Origin of the sequence: Methylobacterium oxalidis, from assembly GCF_007992195.1 — a bacterium.
Taxonomy (GTDB): Bacteria; Pseudomonadota; Alphaproteobacteria; order Rhizobiales; family Beijerinckiaceae; genus Methylobacterium; species Methylobacterium oxalidis.
In genome coordinates this window covers 104,525-122,236 of the sequence record NZ_BJZU01000004.1, presented here as the reverse complement: position 1 = coordinate 122,236, position 17,712 = coordinate 104,525, and the positions used below count along the sequence as shown (strand labels likewise).

Annotated in this window: 15 protein-coding genes; 9 read left to right on the top strand and 6 right to left on the bottom strand. The window is 71.1% G+C overall.

Annotation, left to right across the window (positions count from 1 at the left end; genetic code table 11):
* Positions 1 to 272: 272 nt before the first annotated feature.
* The 3 genes from MOX02_RS02215 to MOX02_RS02205 all read left to right on the top strand — a co-directional run bounded on the left by MOX02_RS02215 (position 273) and on the right by MOX02_RS02205 (position 4,442).
* Positions 273 to 1,919, top strand: coding sequence for a porin (locus tag MOX02_RS02215; protein WP_147024087.1), 1,647 nt, complete (start codon positions 273 to 275; stop codon positions 1,917 to 1,919).
* A gap of 157 nt (positions 1,920 to 2,076) precedes the next feature.
* Positions 2,077 to 4,143 carry an OmpA family protein gene (locus tag MOX02_RS02210; RefSeq protein WP_238179856.1) on the top strand — a complete coding sequence of 689 codons (2,067 nt, stop codon included), beginning with the start codon at positions 2,077 to 2,079 and terminating at the stop codon, positions 4,141 to 4,143.
* A 5-nt stretch (positions 4,144 to 4,148) separates the two neighbouring features.
* The gene (locus tag MOX02_RS02205; protein WP_306424531.1) at positions 4,149 to 4,442 is read left to right on the top strand and encodes a hypothetical protein; all 294 of its coding nucleotides are present in this window, start codon (positions 4,149 to 4,151) and stop codon (positions 4,440 to 4,442) included.
* A 19-nt stretch (positions 4,443 to 4,461) separates the two neighbouring features.
* On the opposite strand, the gene MOX02_RS02200 is transcribed toward MOX02_RS02205, so the two are convergent.
* Positions 4,462 to 6,750: a lytic transglycosylase domain-containing protein gene (locus MOX02_RS02200; protein ID WP_147024086.1), complete on the bottom strand. Its 2,289-nt coding sequence runs from the start codon at positions 6,748 to 6,750 to the stop codon at positions 4,462 to 4,464.
* 185 nt (positions 6,751 to 6,935) lie between these two features.
* Here MOX02_RS02200 and dapA point away from each other — a divergent pair, with 185 nt between their 5' ends.
* Entirely contained in the window at positions 6,936 to 7,835 is a 900-nt protein-coding gene (dapA, locus tag MOX02_RS02195; RefSeq protein WP_147024085.1) for a 4-hydroxy-tetrahydrodipicolinate synthase, read from the top strand.
* A gap of 80 nt (positions 7,836 to 7,915) precedes the next feature.
* Positions 7,916 to 8,389: an SsrA-binding protein SmpB gene (smpB, locus tag MOX02_RS02190; RefSeq protein WP_147024084.1), complete on the top strand. Its 474-nt coding sequence runs from the start codon at positions 7,916 to 7,918 to the stop codon at positions 8,387 to 8,389.
* 25 nt (positions 8,390 to 8,414) lie between these two features.
* On the opposite strand, the gene MOX02_RS02185 is transcribed toward smpB, so the two are convergent.
* From MOX02_RS02185 to rpoZ, 4 genes are all read right to left on the bottom strand, one after another.
* Positions 8,415 to 9,080: a LabA-like NYN domain-containing protein gene (locus MOX02_RS02185; RefSeq protein WP_147024083.1), complete on the bottom strand. Its 666-nt coding sequence runs from the start codon at positions 9,078 to 9,080 to the stop codon at positions 8,415 to 8,417.
* 408 nt (positions 9,081 to 9,488) lie between these two features.
* Complete coding sequence (gene pyrE / locus MOX02_RS02180) at positions 9,489 to 10,076, bottom strand: orotate phosphoribosyltransferase (protein WP_147024082.1); 588 nt, start codon at positions 10,074 to 10,076, stop codon at positions 9,489 to 9,491.
* Positions 10,077 to 10,153: 77 nt separating this feature from the next.
* The gene (locus tag MOX02_RS02175) at positions 10,154 to 12,394 is read right to left on the bottom strand and encodes a RelA/SpoT family protein (RefSeq protein WP_147024081.1); all 2,241 of its coding nucleotides are present in this window, start codon (positions 12,392 to 12,394) and stop codon (positions 10,154 to 10,156) included.
* A gap of 203 nt (positions 12,395 to 12,597) precedes the next feature.
* Positions 12,598 to 13,011, bottom strand: coding sequence for a DNA-directed RNA polymerase subunit omega (gene rpoZ, locus MOX02_RS02170; RefSeq protein WP_109890881.1), 414 nt, complete (start codon positions 13,009 to 13,011; stop codon positions 12,598 to 12,600).
* A 188-nt stretch (positions 13,012 to 13,199) separates the two neighbouring features.
* On the opposite strand from rpoZ, the gene fabD reads away from it, so the two are divergent.
* The 4 genes from fabD to fabF all read left to right on the top strand — a co-directional run bounded on the left by fabD (position 13,200) and on the right by fabF (position 16,792).
* On the top strand, positions 13,200 to 14,138 hold the full coding sequence (gene fabD, locus MOX02_RS02165; RefSeq protein ID WP_147024080.1) for an ACP S-malonyltransferase: 939 nt from the start codon (positions 13,200 to 13,202) through the stop codon (positions 14,136 to 14,138).
* A 39-nt stretch (positions 14,139 to 14,177) separates the two neighbouring features.
* Complete coding sequence (fabG, locus tag MOX02_RS02160; RefSeq protein ID WP_147024079.1) at positions 14,178 to 14,918, top strand: 3-oxoacyl-[acyl-carrier-protein] reductase; 741 nt, start codon at positions 14,178 to 14,180, stop codon at positions 14,916 to 14,918.
* A gap of 298 nt (positions 14,919 to 15,216) precedes the next feature.
* Positions 15,217 to 15,453, top strand: a complete 237-nt coding sequence (locus tag MOX02_RS02155; protein ID WP_018044468.1) for an acyl carrier protein — start codon at positions 15,217 to 15,219, stop codon at positions 15,451 to 15,453.
* A gap of 79 nt (positions 15,454 to 15,532) precedes the next feature.
* Positions 15,533 to 16,792, top strand: a complete 1,260-nt coding sequence (gene fabF, locus MOX02_RS02150) for a beta-ketoacyl-ACP synthase II (protein WP_147024078.1) — start codon at positions 15,533 to 15,535, stop codon at positions 16,790 to 16,792.
* Between the two features lie 63 nt (positions 16,793 to 16,855).
* On the opposite strand, the gene MOX02_RS02145 is transcribed toward fabF, so the two are convergent.
* The gene (locus tag MOX02_RS02145; RefSeq protein ID WP_147024077.1) at positions 16,856 to 17,629 is read right to left on the bottom strand and encodes a YidB family protein; all 774 of its coding nucleotides are present in this window, start codon (positions 17,627 to 17,629) and stop codon (positions 16,856 to 16,858) included.
* Positions 17,630 to 17,712 lie beyond the last annotated feature (83 nt).

The following is a 17,712-nucleotide window of genomic DNA, read 5'->3' as shown; positions in this document are numbered from 1 at the left end:
GTGTATGGATTCGTTGCTGACCTGCAACAGCACCTGGCAAAGCCCTCTCACGCAGCTGTGAACTTGCTGATCCGTGTTGCCGCCGGGCGGACCCTCGCTCATGGTATGGCCAAGGCAGGGATGAAATCCCGCCCAAGGTTCGGCCGATGCCCGTGCGGGGAGGGCCAGACCTCCACGGGAAAAAGGACGAGCGGACAAGCCGGCGCGCAAGGAAAGCCGGTGCCGACATAACGTCCGGTCCCGAGGGTCTCGAAGCTTTTGGAGGTTTCACTATGAAGCTCGTGAAGAGCCTTCTTCTGGGGTCGGCGGCGGGGCTGACCGTCGTCGCAGGGGCTCAGGCCGCGGACCTTCCCGTCAAGAAGGCCGTTCCTGTCGAGTTCGTCCGCGTCTGCTCCGCCTACGGAGCCGGCTTCTTCTACATCCCGGGTACCGAGACCTGCCTGCGTATCTCGGGCCGCGCCCGTTACGAGGCCGGCTACATGACCGACGGCAGCCGTCAGGTCTCCGGCGCCGGTGACGCCTTCCAGTCCCGCGGCCTGCTGCGCCTCAACCTCGACGCGCGCACCCAGACCGGCTACGGCACGCTGCGCGCCTTCGTCCGCGCCGAGATCGCGAGCCGCACCGGCCAGAGCAAGATGTCCTCGGGCACCCAGCAGCGCATCGCCAACGCCTTCCCGGCCTTCGGTCAGGACACGTTCGGCCGCGTGCAGGAGTTCGTGGTCGCCGACAAGGCGTTCGTGCAGTTCGCCGGCCTGACCGCCGGTCGCGCCTCCTCGTTCTTCGACTTCTACGCCCACGACTTCGAGATCATCGCCTCGACGCTCGGCTCCGACGTCCCCTCCACGAACCTGCTCGCCTACACGGCGAAGTTCGGCGAGGGCTTCTCGGCGACGATCTCGATGGAAGATCCGATGTTCCGCAAGAACCCGCTCTACTCGCAGGTCGCGGGTCCTGCTCAGGGCGCGGGCACGGCGGCCGCCTTCTTCCAGGGCACGACCGCCCCGACCCCGATCATCATCTCGCGCAACGCCGCGGGCGTCGTGACCGGCGTCACCCAGATCGACGCCGTCGAGCGTTCCCGCATGCCCGACTTCGTCGGCGCGCTCCGCTACGACGCGGCCTGGGGTTCGGCCCAGATCTCGGCGGCGGTCAAGGACATCAACGTCGGCGGTCCGCTCAACGCGACCTTCGTCGGCGGTCCGGCTGCGGCCCGCATCGCCACCGGCGCCTTCGTCGGCGCCCAGACCACCTACGGCTGGGCCGTGCAGGGTGGCGTGAAGGTCAACGCGCCCTTCATCGCGCCGGGCGACGCCCTCTACCTGCAGGGTGCCTACGGCGAGGGCGCCTCGATCTACACGGGCTACACCGCCTTCACCGGCACCTACATCAACCAGACCTCGGTCTACGGCGGCAACCCGTTCAACCAGTGGCTGGCCGACGCCGTCGTGAACCCGAACACCGGCCGCATCGAGCTCTCGAACAGCTTCACGGTGGTCGGCTCGTACCTCCACTACTGGGCTCCCGAGTGGCGTTCGGCCTTCTTCGGCAGCTACGGCGAGATGCGCTTCCCGTCGGGCACCCGCGCCGCTCTGGCCAACATCGGTACGGCCGCCGGCACGCTCACCAGCGGCGCAGTCACCTACCCCACGACCAACCTGATCACGGCCGCTCCGGGCACGGCAGGCTTCGGCCTCAGCCCCGTCCTGCGCGACACGTACCAGTTCGTCGCTGGCGCGAGCCTGATCTGGTCGCCGGTGAAGGATCTCGATATCGGCGCCGAGGCCCAGTACATCAAGGTCGGCACGCTCAACGGCCGCGTCCTCAACGCGGACCGCAACACGTCCTCCGGTACGAACCTCTTCACGGTCACGCAGCAGGACACGTTCCAGGCCCGCTTCCGCGTGCAGCGCGACTTCTAAGCCGCCGCACCGGGCTTAACCCCGCTCTCCAGAACCCCGGCCGCGAGGCCGGGGTTTTTCGTTTGCCCCCCCGAGGATTGCGGGGATAGCCTTCAAGCTGCCGTGATGGCGGGTTCCACTGCAGGACCGTCGCCGAGGCTTCTCACCCGGACGCAGCGTGGTCGCCGTGCTCTCCTCTCCCGCCTTCCAGCGTCACGGCTGGCTGCTCGGCCTGCCCGCCCTCGGCCTGGTCTGGGCCGGAGCCACCCTCCATGGGCAGCCCGGCCTGGAGCGTTCCGTCGAGGCAGCCGGGCGCGCTACGGCGACGGACCCGCGGAACGCCCTCGATGCGGCGGTCGAGACGTGGTTCCGCCTCGCGGCGGAAGGGCGCGACCTCGAGGTCCGCGGCGACGCGCCGGATGCGCGCGCGCGCGACATGCTGCTCCTGCGGCTCGCCGATGTGGCTGGCGCCCGCCGCGTCCAGTCAAGCGTCGGCCTGGTCGAGGAGGTCTCGCCCTTCGTGTGGACGGCGACGCAGGTGGCCCGGGACCGGGTCGAGCTCTCCGGGCATCGTCCGGCGGAGATCGGGCGCGCACAGATCGCGGCACGGCTGCGGGCGGATCTGGCGCCCTCCGCCACGCTCGTCGACGAGGCCCGCTCTGCCCGCGGCGGTCCGCCGGACTTCCTCGACGCCGCCGCCTTCGCGGTGGCGCGGCTGCAGGCTCTCGGACCGGGCGCCGTCGCCACCGTGCGCGACACGACACTGTCCCTGGAGGGTGAGGCCGCCGGTGCGGAGGCCTACGAGGCGCTGCGCGCCGCGCTCGCGAGCCTGCCCGCCGGCTTCAGCGCGGGCCGGATCGAGATCCGGGCGCCGCAGGTTGCCGACTTCCGGTTCGCCGTCGAGCGCCGCGCCGATGGCGGCCTGACCCTGACCGGCAACGTCGTCTCCGAGGCGGCCCGGAGCGCCCTGCGCAAGGCGGCTCAGGAGGCGGCCGAAGGCGCCGCCGTCGAGGATCGCACGCGGACCGCGCGCGGGATCGATCCGCGGATCGACCCGGACGCGCTCGCCCGCTTCGCGCTCGAGGCGTCGGGGTTGCTGCGGGACGGCCGCGTCAGCTTCGAGGCGGGCCGCCTGTCGGCTGCCGGCCACGCCCTGGACGGTCAGGCGGTGGCCGAGATCGGCACGCTGCTGCGCGATCGGCGGCCGACCGGCGTGGAACTCGGCGGCGTCGCGGTCGAGTCCGTGCCGCTCTCGCCCTACCGGGTCGCCCTCAGGCGAGACGCGGACAGCGTCACCCTGACCGGGCACCTGCCGGACGCGGCATCGCGCGAGCGGGTGCTCGCCGCGCTGCGGCCGCGCTTCGTCCGCGAGCGGGTCGTGGACCGGACCCGTATCGCCGAGGGCGCGCCTCCGAACCTCGTCGCCCTCTTGGAGACGGCGATTCCCCAGTTCGCGATCCTGGCGAGCGGCGAGCTCGCGGTGTCCGACCGGGAGGTGACGCTCTCGGGCGACAGCCTCTATCCCGAGAGCGGGCGGCGCCTCCGCGCGGCCTTCCCGGCGACCCTGCCGGCGGCGTGGCGCGCCTCGGTCAGAATCGGCACGCCGGGCGCCCCGGAGCGGCGCGACGGCGAGACCTGCCGCCGCGACCTCGCCGCCGAGACCCGGGCGCACCCCTTGCGCTTCTCGCAGGGCAGCAGCGCCCTCGGCCCCGACTTCTATCCCGTACTCGATGCTGTCGCGGCTCTCGCGAAGCTCTGCCCCGACCTGAAGATCGAGGTCGCGGCCCATCTCGACCCGCCCGGCAGCCAACTCGCGAAGCCGCAGACGGAGGGCTCCGCCGTCCAGACCACGGCCTCGATCGACACGGCCGAGAGCAGGACCGGCAAAGCCGCTCCCGAGGCGGGAGCGGGCGCGAGATCCGGAAAGACTGCTCCCCCGACGAAGGACGGCCCGCACCGCAAGGACAGCAAGCAGGCTCGGGACGACAAGCAGGCCAAGGACGCGGCGAAGTCGGCCAAGGGGCAGGCGGCGGAGGGGAAGCCGGCAGACAAGAAGGCCACCGGAAGGGCCGAGCGCGCCGCGGACCCGGCGCACGCCGAGCCGGAGCCGGACCTCGCGCGCCTGCGCGCGCAGGTCGTCGTCGAGTACCTGCTCCAGGCGGGTGCCGGAGCCGACCAGGTCGCCGCGGCCTCGGGCGCGCCCGAGGCGGGGGCCCAGAGCGTCGTCCTCACGCCGCGCGGGTGAGCCGAATGGACACGATGATCGTTCTGCTGAACGCTCTGTGGCCGGGCCTCGCCGGCGCGCTCGGCCTCGGACTGTGCGCGGGCTGGCTCGGCGGCTGGCCTCGCGGCCTCGCGACCGGGCTCGGCCTCCTCACCGCCGCCTCCCTCCTCGGAGCGGTCGCCCTCGCGGGACTGGTGCCGGGCCGGGCCGGCTTCTGGACCGAGAGCGCGGCGATGATGCTCTGGTGCTATCTCGGAGGCTGCGCCCTCGGTGCCGGGGCGGGACGCATGCGCGCATCCGCCTCGCCGGCCAGGGGCTGAGCGGAGCGCGCCGCCCCCCTCAGCGGGCGCCGCGCTGGAGATCACCCTCGATCAGCAGCGCGCTCTTGCCGTCGAGCCTGTTCCGGTAGACCTGCAGGTTCTCCATCACCCGCTGCACGTAGTTGCGCGTCTCCGTGAAGGGGATGCGCTCGACCCAGTCGATCGCGTCGACCTCACCCTTGCGCGGGTCGCCGTAGGCGTCGATCCACTTCTTCACGTTGCCGCCGCCCGCGTTGTAGGAGGCGAAGGCGAGGATGTAGGAGCCGCGCCAATCCTCCATCAGCTCGCCGAGATGGGCTTGGCCGAGGCGGGCGTTGTAGGCGGGATCGCTCGTGAGCCGGTCCTGGTCATAGCTCGTGCTGACGCGCTTGGCTGTGCGCTGGGCGGTGGCCGGCATCATCTGCATGAGGCCGCGGGCGCCGACGCCCGACTGCGCGCGCGGGTCGAACTGGCTCTCCTGGCGGGCGATCGCGAAGACCATCGCCCGCTCGACGGCGGGCACCGCCGAGAACGTCTCGTAGGTCGGGATGCCAATCGTCGGGTAGGCATGGGCGTCGAGGGGCAGGCCGCGCTGGACGGCGAGCTTGCCGATGGCGACGAGGGCGCGGGCATCCTTCATCTCGGTGGCGAGGTCGCCCAGGACCTGCAATTCGCCCGGGTCCGTGAGCTTCTGCGCGGCGTCGATGTAGAGGGGCAGCGCGAGCTCCTTCAGCGACGCCTCTCCGAGGAGCCGCAGCGCGCGCACGCAGAGCCGGTTCTCGAAAGCGGCGCGGCCGGCCGGCTCGAGGGGAGCGGGGCTGCGCAGCGGCAGGCTCGTCTGCCCGAGCTTGGCTCGGGCCAACTGGCCGTAATAGGCGATCGGCTGGAGTGCCGCCCGCTCGTAATGGGTCTTGGCGTCGGCCGGCTGATCAAGGATCTCCGCGGCGCGGCCCTGCCAGTAGGCGGCCCGCGCCACCGAGATCGGAGTCTCGGCAATGTCGGCGGCGCGCCGGAAGTGCAGGCTCGCCGCGACGGCGTCGCCGCGGAAGCGCAGGGCGATCCAGCCGGCGTGGAACTCGGCCTCGATCCGCTTCTCGACGGTGCGGGCGCTGTGGCCGCTCGCCACGGCGTAGGCGCCTTTGGGGTCGCCGAGATCCATCAGCTTGCGGGCGACGATGCGGCGCTCCACCCACCACTCGTCGCCGTCGACGAGCACGTCCGGATTGGTCGGTGCGGCGGCGAGCAGCGTCGCGGCTTCCGCCGCACGGTCGGCCCGACGGTGATACTGCGCGCGCGACAGGATGTAGGACGAATCGCTGCGCAGGCTCGGCGGCACGGCGTTGAGCGCGGCAAGGGCGCCCGAGCTCTTGTCCTCCACGGCCCGGCGCGCCCGCACCAGCGTCGCGTAGGAGCCGCCGGCCAGCGCCGCGGCGCGGCCGGCCGCCTCCCAATCCTCCTTCAGGAGCGCGCGCTCCATGCGGTAGCGATGATCGGCCCGGGTGAGCACGCCGGGGAAGGCGTCGAGCACCTTGGCCTCGAGCGAGCGCCCGAACGCGTCCTCGCGCCACATCTCCCGCACCAGGGCGGCGGCGTCCTCGTTGAGGCCCTCGGCCCGGAAGGCGAGGGCCAGCGCGAAGCGGCCTGGGGCACTCGACGGGCGGGTAGCGGCGAAGAAGGCGCGCACGGTGGCGGCGGGCTTGCGCTCGGCGAGCAGCGCCTCCTCGGCCCGGCGGCGCAGGAGGGGGCCGGCCGGCCAGTCGGGGTTGGCGCGCTGGAAGGCCATGATGCGCTCGAAGCCGATGCCGGCACCGGCGCGGATCGCGATCCACTCGAGGAGGGCGCGCGCCGCCGGATCGGCGATGCTCTCGCGCAGCCGGTCTCCGTCCGCGACCTTGCCCTTGCGGTAGAGGTCGATCGCCTGCCGGAGCTGCGTCACGTCGGCGTCGCCGCTGCGGGCGGCGCGGCCCGGGTCCGGCATCTCGGGCACGGGCGCGGCAGGCGCCACTCCGGCATCGGGCAGCGGGAAGGCGAGCGGGGTGTCCGGATCGGCGGAGGCGTAGGCCGCCGCGGTCGGGGGCACGGCCTTGGGCGCGGCCTCCGTCGTGTCGGCCTCGACCCGCAGGGCGTCCGCCGCCACGGGATCGACCCTGGTCTTCGCGTCCTGCACCTGCGCGGCGGGGGCGCTCGCGTCGCTCGCGGGCGGCGTCGGCTGCGAGGCGGCCTCGGGAATCGGCGCCCGCGTCTCGGCGGGCAGCGTCGCAGCGAAGGCGACGCCCGCCATCAGCGCCAGGGCCAGGGCCGCGAGGGGAGGCCGGGTGGAAATCGCCATGGCTTGGATCAGTCCCCGACGGGAGCGCGCATGTCCCAGGCTCGCCCCTCCTCCGTTAAGAAGTCATTGACCGCGACCGCAGATTGTTTGCGCGCGCGGGGCGGAAGCCCTATGTCTGCGCCGCTCCTCGCGGGGAGCAGCCGGGCCTCCGGCGAGGGAACAGAGCGACGGCTGGGAACGCCAGGATGACCGAGACACACGCGCGCCGCCTCAGGGGCTCGATGACCGCGCTTGCGACCCCGTTCCGCGAGGGCGCCCTCGACGAGGCGGCTTTCCGCGCCTTCGTGAGCTGGCAGATCGAGCAGGGGACGCACGGCCTCGTGCCGGTGGGCACCACCGGCGAGAGCCCGACGCTGAGTCACGCCGAGCACGATCGCGTGGTCGAGGTGTGCGTGGACGAGGCCGGCGGCCGTGTGCCGGTCGTGGCCGGAGCCGGCTCGAACTCGACTGCTGAGGCCGTCGAGCGGGCGCGTCATGCGGAGCGGGCCGGGGCGGACGCCGTGCTCATCGTCACGCCCTACTACAACAAGCCGACCCAGGACGGGCTGTACGCCCACTTCAAGGCCGTCAACGACGCGGTCGGCATCCCGATCATCATCTACAACATCCCCGGCCGTTCCGTGGTCGACATGAGCGTCGAGACGATGGCGCGCCTGTACGAGCTCCGGAACATCGCCGGCGTGAAGGATGCCACGGCCAAGATCGACCGCGTCAGCCTGCAACGCCAAGCCATGGGCGAAGATTTCATCCAGCTTTCTGGCGAAGATGCGACGGCGCTCGGTTTCAATGCGCACGGTGGCCGCGGCTGCATCTCCGTCGTCTCGAACGTCGCGCCGCGCCTCTGCGCGGATCTGCAGGAGGCCACGCTCGGCGGAGACTATGCGCGAGCCCTGCAGATCCAGGACAGGCTGATGCCGTTGCACACGAGCCTGTTCCGCGAGACCAATCCGTCGCCGGTGAAGTACGCCCTGGCGCGGCTCGGCCACATGAGCGAGGAGGTGCGCCTGCCGCTCCTTCCGGTGAGCGCCGAGACGCGCGGCATCGTCGACGCCGCCCTGCGCCATGCCGGGCTGATCGAGGGCTGAGAGCCCTCGTCCGCCGATGCGGACCGACCCATATGCACCGGCCCGGCCGCATCGGGCGGCCGGCCTGAGACGATAGCGCGATGGCCCCGAAATCCGACCCGTCCCGCCGCGTCGTCGCGGACAACCGCGCCGCGCGGTTCCACTACGCCATCACGGAGACCTTGGAGGCCGGAATCTCACTCACCGGGACCGAGGTGAAGTCGCTCCGCAACGGCAAGGCGACGATCGGCGAGGCCTATGCGGGGCCGTCAGGCAACGACCTGATGCTGTTCAACGCCTACATCCCCGAATACCTCGAGGCCAACCGCTTCAACCACGACACCAAGCGGCCGCGGCGGCTCCTCCTGCACCGGCGGCAGATCGACAAGCTGATCGGCGCCACGCAGCGCCAGGGCTTCACGGTGATCCCGCTGAAGATCTACTTCAACGAGAGCGGCCGGGCGAAGGTCGAGCTCGGCCTCGGCAAGGGCAAGCAGCTCCACGACAAGCGCGAGAGCGCCAAGCAGCGCGACTGGGAGCGCGACCGGGCGCGGCTCCTGCGCGACCGGGGCTGAGCCGGTCCGCCGGTCGCTCTGCGCCTCAATCCTCCCCGACGTCTTCGTTGCCCGGCCCCTGGCGGATGCCGTAGCGGCTCTCCAGGCCCGGGTTGCCCCGCGGCGCCCGCTCGGCGGTGTCGCGGGTCGGGCGTCCATTGTCGCCCGCGGGGCGCGCCGGGCGCTCGCCGGGGTCGCGTCCGACCTTCGGCATGAGCTGGACGAGGTCGAGGAACTCGTCGGCCTGCCGGCGCAGGTCGTCGGCGATCATCGCCGGCTGCGTCTGGATGGTCGACACCACCGTGACGCGCACGCCGCGGCGCTGCATGGCCTCGACGAGCGAGCGGAAATCGCCGTCGCCCGAGAACAGGACCATGTGGTCGATGTAGGCGGCGAGCTCCAGGGCATCGATCGCGAGCTCGATGTCCATGTTGCCCTTGATCTTGCGCCGGCCCATCGAGTCCGTGAACTCCTTCACGGGCTTCGTGACGACGCGGTAACCGTTGTAGTCAAGCCAGTCGATCAGCGGGCGGATCGAGGAGTATTCCTGATCCTCGATCATGGCCGTGTAGTAGAAAGCCCGGATTAGGTTGTCCCGGCTCTGAAATTCCTTCAGCAGGCGCTTGTAATCGATGTCGAAGCCGAGAGCCTTGGTCGTGGCGTAGAGGTTCGCGCCGTCGATGAAGAGTGCGCTGCGCTGTTGAGTGGGCATGACGGCGTTCGCCTGTTCGAAAGAAGCCGAGAGAATCCTCAGGATGCGGAGATCGCGATCCCGAGATGAAGGTGTCCAATGTTCGGGGATGCCCGAAATCCGTGAGCGTGGCCGGCACGCTCGCTTCTGTCAGCTCTCGTTCTGAAAAAGCTCTTATTTAAATCGCACACACGATCACAGGTCTCGACAACTTGCGCACGCACATTTGATCTGTTTGGAGAATGCTGGCTTATCTTTGAGAGTTGGGCTGGTGCCTGTCAAGCGGCCGCTGGGACAATCAGATTTGCTTGTCGCTGAATCGTAGTCCGCTGCCGAACCTGACAGCAAAACCTCACGTTTGTTGTGCGCGGCTCGAGGCCGTGTCCACTCTCGTTGAAGTCGCCTGCCGAGAGTGGACGGGGCCTCACCTCACACCGGGATGGCGCGGCTGCCCGGCTTCACCGCGGGGATCGCGGCGAGTTCCGGCGGCAGCGCGTCGGCCGGGTAGGCGGGGATATCGAGGGTGACGAGGGAGAGGAGCGGGACGCCGATCTCGCCGCGGCCGCCCGAGCGGTCGATCAGGCAGGCCGCCCCGACGATCTCGCCGTCCTGGTCCTGCAGGGAGGCGAGGCACTCGCGTGCCGACAGGCCCGTGGTCACGATATCCTCGACGATCACGGCCCTGGTGCCCTTCGGGATCGCGAAGCCGCGCCGGAGCTGGAAAGGCTTGCCGGGCTCGCGCTCGACGAAGATCGCTCGTGCCCCGAGATGGCGTGCCGTCTCGTAGCCGGGGACGATGCCGCCGATCGCGGGCGAGACCACGATGTCGACCGGTCCGAAGCGCTCGCGGATCGCCTCGGCCAGCGCCCGGCACAGGCGCTCGGTGCGCGGCGGCTCGGAGAAGATCGCCATCTTCTGCAGGAAGACGCCCGAATGCAGGCCCGAGCTGAGGATGAAGTGGCCCTCCAGCAGGGCACCGGCGTTACGGAACTCTTCGAGCACCTGCTCCGGCATCATGGCATCGAGGCTCCGCGCGGTTGGACGAACGGGCCGCTTGTGGCAGCGGCGACGCGGGGAGGCAAGCGAGCGCCCGATCAGCCGTTCACGCGGTCGACGCGGCTCACGGCGCGCTTGCCGCGCAGCTCCGCGATGATGGCGTTGAGGTGCTGCAGGTCCCAGACCGAGAGATCGATGACGATCTCCGTGAAGTCCTGCGTGCGCCGCTTCATCGAGACGTTGTCGATGTTGCCGTCGTGGTCGGCGATGACCTGGGCGATCTGGGCGAGCGTCCCCGGCTCGTTGATCGATTGCAGGGCGATGCGCGCGGGGAAGCGCTCGCTCGATCCGGCTTCCACGTCCCAGCGGACGTCGAGCCAGCGGTCGGGCTCGTTGTCGAAGGCGGCGAGCGCCGCGGACTGGATCGGGTAGATCGTGACCCCGACCCCCGGCGTCAGGATGCCGACGATGCGGTCTCCCGGCACGGCCCCGCCGTTCGGGGCGAAGCTGACGGGCAGGTCGCCGGCCAGCCCCCGGATCGGGATCGCGTCCGCCTGCTCCCCCTCGGCGGCGCCGTTGCCGCCGGGGAAGGTCAGCCGCATCGTCTGGTCCTTCGAGCGGCTGAGGCGACCGGCTCCGTTGGCGAGCGGCTGCTGCACGGAGGCTCCGCCGGCCCGCCGCTCGTCCTTGTAGTCCGGGTAGACCGCCCGGACCACGTCGCCCGAGAACATCTCGCCGCGCCCCACCGCCGCGAACACGTCCTCGGTGGAGCCGCGGGCGAGCCGGGGGAGGGCGCCCCGCAGCTTGTCCTCGGAGAAGCTCTTGCCCGCCCGCTCGAAGGCCCTGTCGAGGATCTGGCGGCCGAGGCCCGCGTATTGCCGGCGCACCGCCGAGCGCGTCGCCCGCCGGATCGCGGCGCGCGCCTTGCCGGTGACGACGAGGGATTCCCAGGCGGCCGGCGGCGTCTGCCCGTCGGAGCGGGCGATCTCGACCTCGTCGCCATTGGCGAGCTCGTGCAGGAGGGGCGCCATCCGCCCGTTGATCTTGGCGCCGACCGCGGTGTTGCCGATGTCGGTGTGGACCGCGTAGGCGAAGTCGATCGGCGTCGCCCCCCGGGGCAGCGCGATCAGCCGGCCCTTCGGCGTGAAGCAGAAGACCTGGTCCTGGAACAGCTCGAGCTTGGTGTGCTCCAGGAACTCCTCCGGGCTGTCGCCCTCGGCCAGCAGCTCGATCGTGCGGCGCAGCCACTGGTAGGCGCCGCTCTCGGTGGCGAGCTTCGGGTGGATCGAGCCGTCGCCCTCCTTGTTGGCCTCCTTGTAGTGGGCGTGGGCGGCGATGCCGTACTCGGCGATCTCGTCCATCTCCGCCGTGCGGATCTGCAGCTCGACGCGCTGGCTCTTCGGGCCGATCACGGTGGTGTGGATCGAGCGGTAGTCGTTCTGCTTGGGGGTCGAGATGTAGTCCTTGTAGCGGCCGGGCACCATCGGCCAGCTCGTGTGGACGACGCCGAGCGCCCCGTAGCAGTCGGCCACCGTCTCGACGACGACGCGGAAGCCGAAGATGTCGGAGAGCTGCTCGAAGGCGACGGATTTCCGCTCCATCTTGGACCAGATCGAGTAGGGCCGCTTCTGGCGGCCCGAGACCTCGGCCCGGATGCCGCGGGCGGCGAGCTTCGCGGTCAGGTCCTGCTCGATGCTGTCGACGAGACGCTCGGACTTCGCCGAGAGATCGGTGAGGCGCTGCGTGATGGTGGCGTAGATCTCGGGCTTCAGGTTATGGAAGGCGAGGTCTTCCAGCTCGTCGCGCAGCTCCTGCATGCCCATGCGGCCGGCGAGCGGCGCGTAGATGTCGAGGGTCTCCTCCGCGATGCGCACCCGTTTCTCGGGCGGCATGTGGTGGAGGGTGCGCATGTTGTGCAGGCGGTCGGCGAGCTTCACGAGGAGCACGCGCACGTCCGCCGCGACCGCCAGCAGCAGCTTGCGGAAGTTCTCGCCCTGCGCCGCCCGCTTCGAGACGAGATCGAGCCGCTTCAGCTTCGTCAGCCCGTCGACGAGGGCGCCGATCTCGGGGCTGAACAGCTCGCGGATCTCGTCGAGGGTGGCGGCAGTGTCCTCCACCGTGTCGTGCAGGACCGCGGCGACGATGGTGGCGTCGTCGAGGCGCAGATCCGTCAGGATCGCCGCGACCTCGAGGGGATGGGCGAAGAACGGGTCGCCGGAGGCGCGCTTCTGCGTGCCGTGGGCGCGCATGGCGTAGACGTAGGCGCGGTTGAGCAGGCCCTCGTTCGCGGCGGGATTGTAGCGTTTCACCCGCTCCACGAGTTCATACTGGCGCATCATCCGCCGACGGACCCTTCCCCTGCTGCTCGCCTCGCCGCGAGACCCCGGCGGCACGCGCTCCCCGCGCGATCGGGCGAAAGTCTCCCGCATCGCACAGGCGCGCGCCAGCCCCAAGGGGTCGCAGGCGCATGAATCTCGGCCCGAAACGAGAGAACCCGGCCTCGCGGCCGGGTTCTCGCAGGGCGATTGCGACGCCTCGAGGCTCAGTCGCCCTCGTCGTCCGTCTCGACCGGCGGGGCGAGGTTCTCCAGGCCGCGCAGGAGATCCTCCTCGCTCATCCGGTCGAACTGCACCGCGCTGTCGTCGCTGGAGGCGGCCTGCGGGGCCACCGCCGCGGCGGCGGGCGAGGAGGAGAGCAGCGGCACCGTCTCGGCCTCCGGCTCGTCCACCTCGACGTACTTCTGCATCGAGTGGATCAGCTGCTCCTTGAGATCGTCCGCCGTGATGGTCTCGTCGCCGATCTCGCGCAGGGCCACGACCGGGTTCTTGTCGCGGTCGCGGTCGACGGTCAGCGGTGCGCCGGCGGCCAGGAGGCGGGCGCGGTGGCTGGCGAGCAGGACCAGCTCGAAGCGGTTCTCGACCTTGTCGATGCAGTCTTCAACGGTGACGCGAGCCATGGGCGGCGGCTCCTTCCTGGACGTAGGCGCTGGGATTTTCGGTGATGATCGGGCGTCTTACACCGGATGGCGCCCTGCAACAAGCTGAGCGGTGCCGTGGAATTGTGCGCTGCATTGTTGACACCCGTGGGCTCTGATGCGACTGCGCCGCGCTTCTCAGAGCCCGATCGACGGCGAGGCGGCGGTCCATGACGCGAGCACTCATCTTTCCAGGCCAGGGCAGCCAGGCCGTCGGCATGGGCAAGGCGCTGGCCGAGGCGCACCCGGCCGCGCGCGACGTCTTCGCCGAGGTCGACGCGGCGCTCTCGCAGAACCTGTCGCGGATCATGTTCGAGGGGCTGGCGGACGAGCTGACCCTCACGGCGAACGCCCAGCCCGCCCTGATGGCCGCGAGCCTCGCGGTGCTGCGCGTGCTCGAGGCGGAGCGCGGCCTCGACCTCGCCCGCGACGTCGCCTGCGTCGCCGGCCACTCGCTCGGCGAGTACGCGGCGCTCGCGGCGGCCGGCACCTTCTCGGTGGCGGATGCGGCGCGCCTCCTGCGCACCCGCGGGGAGGCCATGCAGCGGGCGGTGGCGCCGGGCGAGGGCGCCATGGCGGCGCTGATCGGCGCGGAGCTGGAGGATGCCCGCACCATCGCGGCGGAGGCCGCCGGGGACGGCGTCTGCGACGTGGCGAACGACAACGGGGCCGGGCAGGTCGTTCTCTCCGGCCACCGCGCGGCGGTGGAGCGGGCGGTGGCGCTCGCCCAGGGGCGCGGCATCAAGCGGGCGGTGCTCCTCAACGTCTCCGCCCCCTTCCACTGCAGCCTGATGGCCCCCGCCGCCGAGGCGATGCGGGAGGCGCTGGAGACGGTGCGCGTCGCCGCCCCCGTCATCCCCGTCTACGCCAACGTGCTGGCCGCGCCCGTGACGACGCCGGAGGCGATCCGCGCCGCGCTCGTCGAGCAGGTGACCGGCACCGTGCGCTGGCGCGAGTGCGTCACGGCAATGGCCGCGGCCGGCGTCGACACGTTCCACGAACTCGGCGCCGGCAAGGTGCTGACCGGCCTCGTCCGGCGGATCGCGCCGGACGCCGCGGCGAGCCCGGTCGGCACCCCCGACGACGTCGCGGCCTTCCCGACCCTCTGAGCCGGCGACGCGCAGGACGACTTGCAGAAGGACCGCCCCATGTTCGATCTCACCGGCCGCAAGGCACTCGTCACCGGCGCCACCGGCGGCCTCGGCGGGGCCATCGCCCGGGCGCTGCACGCGCAAGGGGCGTCGGTGGCGCTCTCGGGCACACGGCAGGAGGCGCTCGACGCGCTGGCCTCGGAGCTCGGGGGCGAGCGGGCCCACGTCACGCCCTGCAACCTCGCCGATACGCAGGCGGTGGAGGCCCTGGTGCCGGCGGCCGAATCGGCCCTCGGCGGCCTCGACATCCTCGTGAACAACGCGGGCATCACCCGGGACAACCTGTTCCTGCGCATGAAGGACGAGGAGTGGGAGCACGTGCTGGCGGTGAACCTCACCGCCGCCTTCCGCCTGTCGCGGGCGGCCGTGAAGGGCATGATGCGCCGCCGCTCCGGCCGCATCGTCAACATCGGCTCGGTGGTGGGCTCCACCGGCAACCCGGGCCAGGGCAACTACGCGGCGGCCAAGGCCGGCCTCGTCGGGCTCACCAAGGCGCTCGCCGCCGAGGTCGCCTCCCGCAACATCACCGTGAATTGCATCGCCCCGGGCTTCATCGCCTCGCCGATGACGGACGAGCTCAACGAGAAGCAGCGCGAGGGCATCCTTTCGCGAGTGCCGATGGGCCGGCTCGGCAACGGCGCCGAGGTGGCGGCGGCCACCGTCTATCTCGCCTCGGACGAGGCCGCCTACGTCACCGGCCACACCCTGCACGTGAATGGCGGCATGGCCATGTACTGAACCGTGGATTGCCACGCGCGGGCGCGTTGGCCATGCCGCGGCGCAGCGATCCGGCCGGGGCGCAACCCGAGGAAATCGTTCGGAAAACCACACCGATGAACGGTTCGTGAACCGGCTCTCGCCAGCGCGGGAACCCTGTGTTAACACCCCGGCAGCCGTGCAAGGGGGGTTGACGGTTCAGCGGGTTGCAAGTCCAAGACGACACGCGATCGGACACCGGCCGCTCCAGGCAAACGCCCGGCGACGGGAGAGCGGCCACGGCGCCTTCACCATCACGACGGATACACGAGGACCAACAATGAGCGATATCGCTGAGCGCGTGAAGAAGATCGTCGTCGAGCACCTGGGCGTGGAGCCCGAGAAGGTGGTCGAGGGCGCGAACTTCATCGACGATCTCGGCGCCGACAGCCTCGACACCGTCGAGCTCGTGATGGCGTTCGAGGAGGAGTTCAACGTCGAGATCCCGGACGATGCCGCCGAGACCATCCAGACGGTCGGCGATGCGGTGAAGTTCCTCGAGAAGAACTCGGCGTAAAAATTTTTCGAGCGGCGCGGCCGGGGCCGAAACGCCCCGCCCGCCGTTCTCTTGAGACGGAACGGTTCGGGATAGCGCGATGCGTCGGGTGGTCGTCACGGGTCTGGGCATGGTCACGCCGCTGGGCAGCGGGGTCGAGCACACCTGGAGCCGCCTGATCGCGGGCGACAGCGGGGCGGCGAAGGTCACGGCCTTCGCCACCGACGATCTCGCCTGCAAGATCGCCTGCTCGATCCCGCTCGGGGACGGCACGGACGGCACCTTCAACCCCGACCGGGTGATGGAGGTGAAGGAGCAGCGCAAGGTCGACCCCTTCATCGTCTACGCGATGGCGGCGGCGAACGAGGCGCTCGACGACGCCGGCTGGCACCCGAAGGCGGACGCCGACCAGTACGCCACCGGCGTGCTGATCGGCTCCGGCATCGGCGGCATCGGCGGCATCTACGACGCCTCGATCACGCTGCACGAAAAGGGGCCGCGGCGCGTCTCCCCCTTCTTCATCCCGGGCCGCATCATCAACCTCGCCTCGGGCCAGGTCTCGATCGCGCACGGGCTGAAGGGCCCGAACCACGCGGTCGTCACCGCCTGCTCCACGGGCGCGCACGCGGTGGGCGACGCCGCCCGCCTGATCGCGCTGGGGGACGCCGACGTCATGGTGGCGGGCGGCGCCGAATCGCCGGTCAACCGGCTCTCGCTCGCGGGCTTCGCCGCCTGTCGCGCCCTCTCCACGGGCTTCAACGAGGAGCCGACCCGCGCCTCGCGCCCCTACGACAAGGACCGCGACGGCTTCGTCATGGGCGAGGGCGCCGGCATCGTGGTGCTGGAGGAGTACGAGCACGCGAAGGCGCGCGGCGCCAAAATCTACGCCGAGATCGTCGGCTACGGCCTCTCGGGCGACGCCTACCACATCACCTCGCCCTCGCCGGACGGGGACGGCGCCTTCCGCTGCATGACGGCCGCCGTGAAGCGCGCCGGCATCGATCCGTCCGAGATCGACTACATCAACGCGCACGGCACCTCGACGCCGATGGGCGATGAACTGGAGCTGAAGGCCGTCGAGCGCCTGCTCGGCCCGGCCGCCTCCAAGGCCTCGATGTCCTCCACGAAGTCCGCCATCGGGCACCTTCTGGGCGCCGCGGGCTCCGTCGAGGCGATCTTCTCGGTCCTCGCAATCCGCGATGGCGTGCTGCCCCCGACTCTCAACCTCGACAACCCGAGCGTCGAGACCGCGATCGACCTCGTGCCGCACGAGGCGAAGCGCAAGCGGGTCGACGTGGTGCTGTCGAATTCGTTCGGGTTTGGCGGGACGAATGCGTCGCTGGTAATGCGGCGCGTCTAAATAGCCGGCTTTAGAGTTGAGTATAGGTGGCTCAACTCCGCTGCTTTCGATGGTTACTGGTACTCACCAACCCCTCCGCTCCTCCCCGCTCGGAACCCGCCCCTGCGGCGTCAGTCCGTTGATCACCTCCGGCAGCACCTGCGCGAGCTGAGACAGGAGCGCGCTCCGGTCCATCCCCGTCTGGCGCTCCAGCGTGTCGAGCGTGTCAGGGCCGAGCGCATCGGCGAGCTGGTTCGGCTGGACCGGCCGGTTCTGGCCGTGGCCGATCCAGGAGCCGATGACGTCGCCGAGGCCGCCGCGCTGGAAGCGGTCGATCAGGCCGTCGAGGCCCCCGAGGTCGGGGCCGCCCGGGCCGCCATGCCCGAACGCGTCGTCCGGCTCTCGGTCGAGATGGGCGTAGGGGCCGGCGCCGGGATCGCGGCCGTACCCTTGCGAGGGGCCGGGGCCGGAATCGCCCGGGCCGTCAAGCATGCCGGCGAGGTCGCTGAAATCGCCCTCGCGCGGAGGGCCGTCGCGGCGGGCGCCGCTCGGGTCGTAGCCGCCCTGGTTGAACCCGCCGATGTCGCCCGAGGGGTCGCGGTCGTCGCGGCCGTAGGGCCCGGCGCCGCCGGAGCGGTCGTCCTCCGGCCCCGGCTCGTAGTCGGGCTCGTGGCGCGGGCCCCCGCGCCCGAAGATGTCGCCGAAGCCGCCGCTCGCGCCCTTGGCCATCAGCAGCATCAGCAGCGCCTTCACCAGCGGCGACATGCCGGCGGAGGAATCCTGGCCGGAATGGCCGCCGCGCCCGCCGCCGAGCACCTGGCCCAGAACCCCGCCGATCACCGAATCCAGCAGACCCATCTCGCGCTCCCTCGCTGGCACCTGCCACTCAACGGCGAAGGTGCGGGCGCGGTTGCCGCGCGGGCGGATCTCAGGGCGAGATC

What these genes read in the sequence shown, in the direction of transcription:
- MOX02_RS02215 (WP_147024087.1), top strand. Translation starts at nt 273, where the DNA reads ATGAAGCTCGTGAAGAGCCTTCTTCTGGGGTCGGCGGCGGGGCTGACC.
- MOX02_RS02205 (WP_306424531.1), top strand. Translation starts at nt 4,149, where the DNA reads ATGGACACGATGATCGTTCTGCTGAACGCTCTGTGGCCGGGCCTCGCC.
- MOX02_RS02200 (WP_147024086.1), bottom strand. Translation starts at nt 6,750, where the DNA reads ATGGCGATTTCCACCCGGCCTCCCCTCGCGGCCCTGGCCCTGGCGCTG.
- dapA (WP_147024085.1), top strand. Translation starts at nt 6,936, where the DNA reads ATGACCGAGACACACGCGCGCCGCCTCAGGGGCTCGATGACCGCGCTT.
- smpB (WP_147024084.1), top strand. Translation starts at nt 7,916, where the DNA reads ATGGCCCCGAAATCCGACCCGTCCCGCCGCGTCGTCGCGGACAACCGC.
- MOX02_RS02185 (WP_147024083.1), bottom strand. Translation starts at nt 9,080, where the DNA reads ATGCCCACTCAACAGCGCAGCGCACTCTTCATCGACGGCGCGAACCTC.
- pyrE (WP_147024082.1), bottom strand. Translation starts at nt 10,076, where the DNA reads ATGATGCCGGAGCAGGTGCTCGAAGAGTTCCGTAACGCCGGTGCCCTG.
- MOX02_RS02175 (WP_147024081.1), bottom strand. Translation starts at nt 12,394, where the DNA reads ATGATGCGCCAGTATGAACTCGTGGAGCGGGTGAAACGCTACAATCCC.
- rpoZ (WP_109890881.1), bottom strand. Translation starts at nt 13,011, where the DNA reads ATGGCTCGCGTCACCGTTGAAGACTGCATCGACAAGGTCGAGAACCGC.
- fabD (WP_147024080.1), top strand. Translation starts at nt 13,200, where the DNA reads ATGACGCGAGCACTCATCTTTCCAGGCCAGGGCAGCCAGGCCGTCGGC.
- fabG (WP_147024079.1), top strand. Translation starts at nt 14,178, where the DNA reads ATGTTCGATCTCACCGGCCGCAAGGCACTCGTCACCGGCGCCACCGGC.
- MOX02_RS02155 (WP_018044468.1), top strand. Translation starts at nt 15,217, where the DNA reads ATGAGCGATATCGCTGAGCGCGTGAAGAAGATCGTCGTCGAGCACCTG.
- fabF (WP_147024078.1), top strand. Translation starts at nt 15,533, where the DNA reads ATGCGTCGGGTGGTCGTCACGGGTCTGGGCATGGTCACGCCGCTGGGC.
- MOX02_RS02145 (WP_147024077.1), bottom strand. Translation starts at nt 17,629, where the DNA reads ATGGGTCTGCTGGATTCGGTGATCGGCGGGGTTCTGGGCCAGGTGCTC.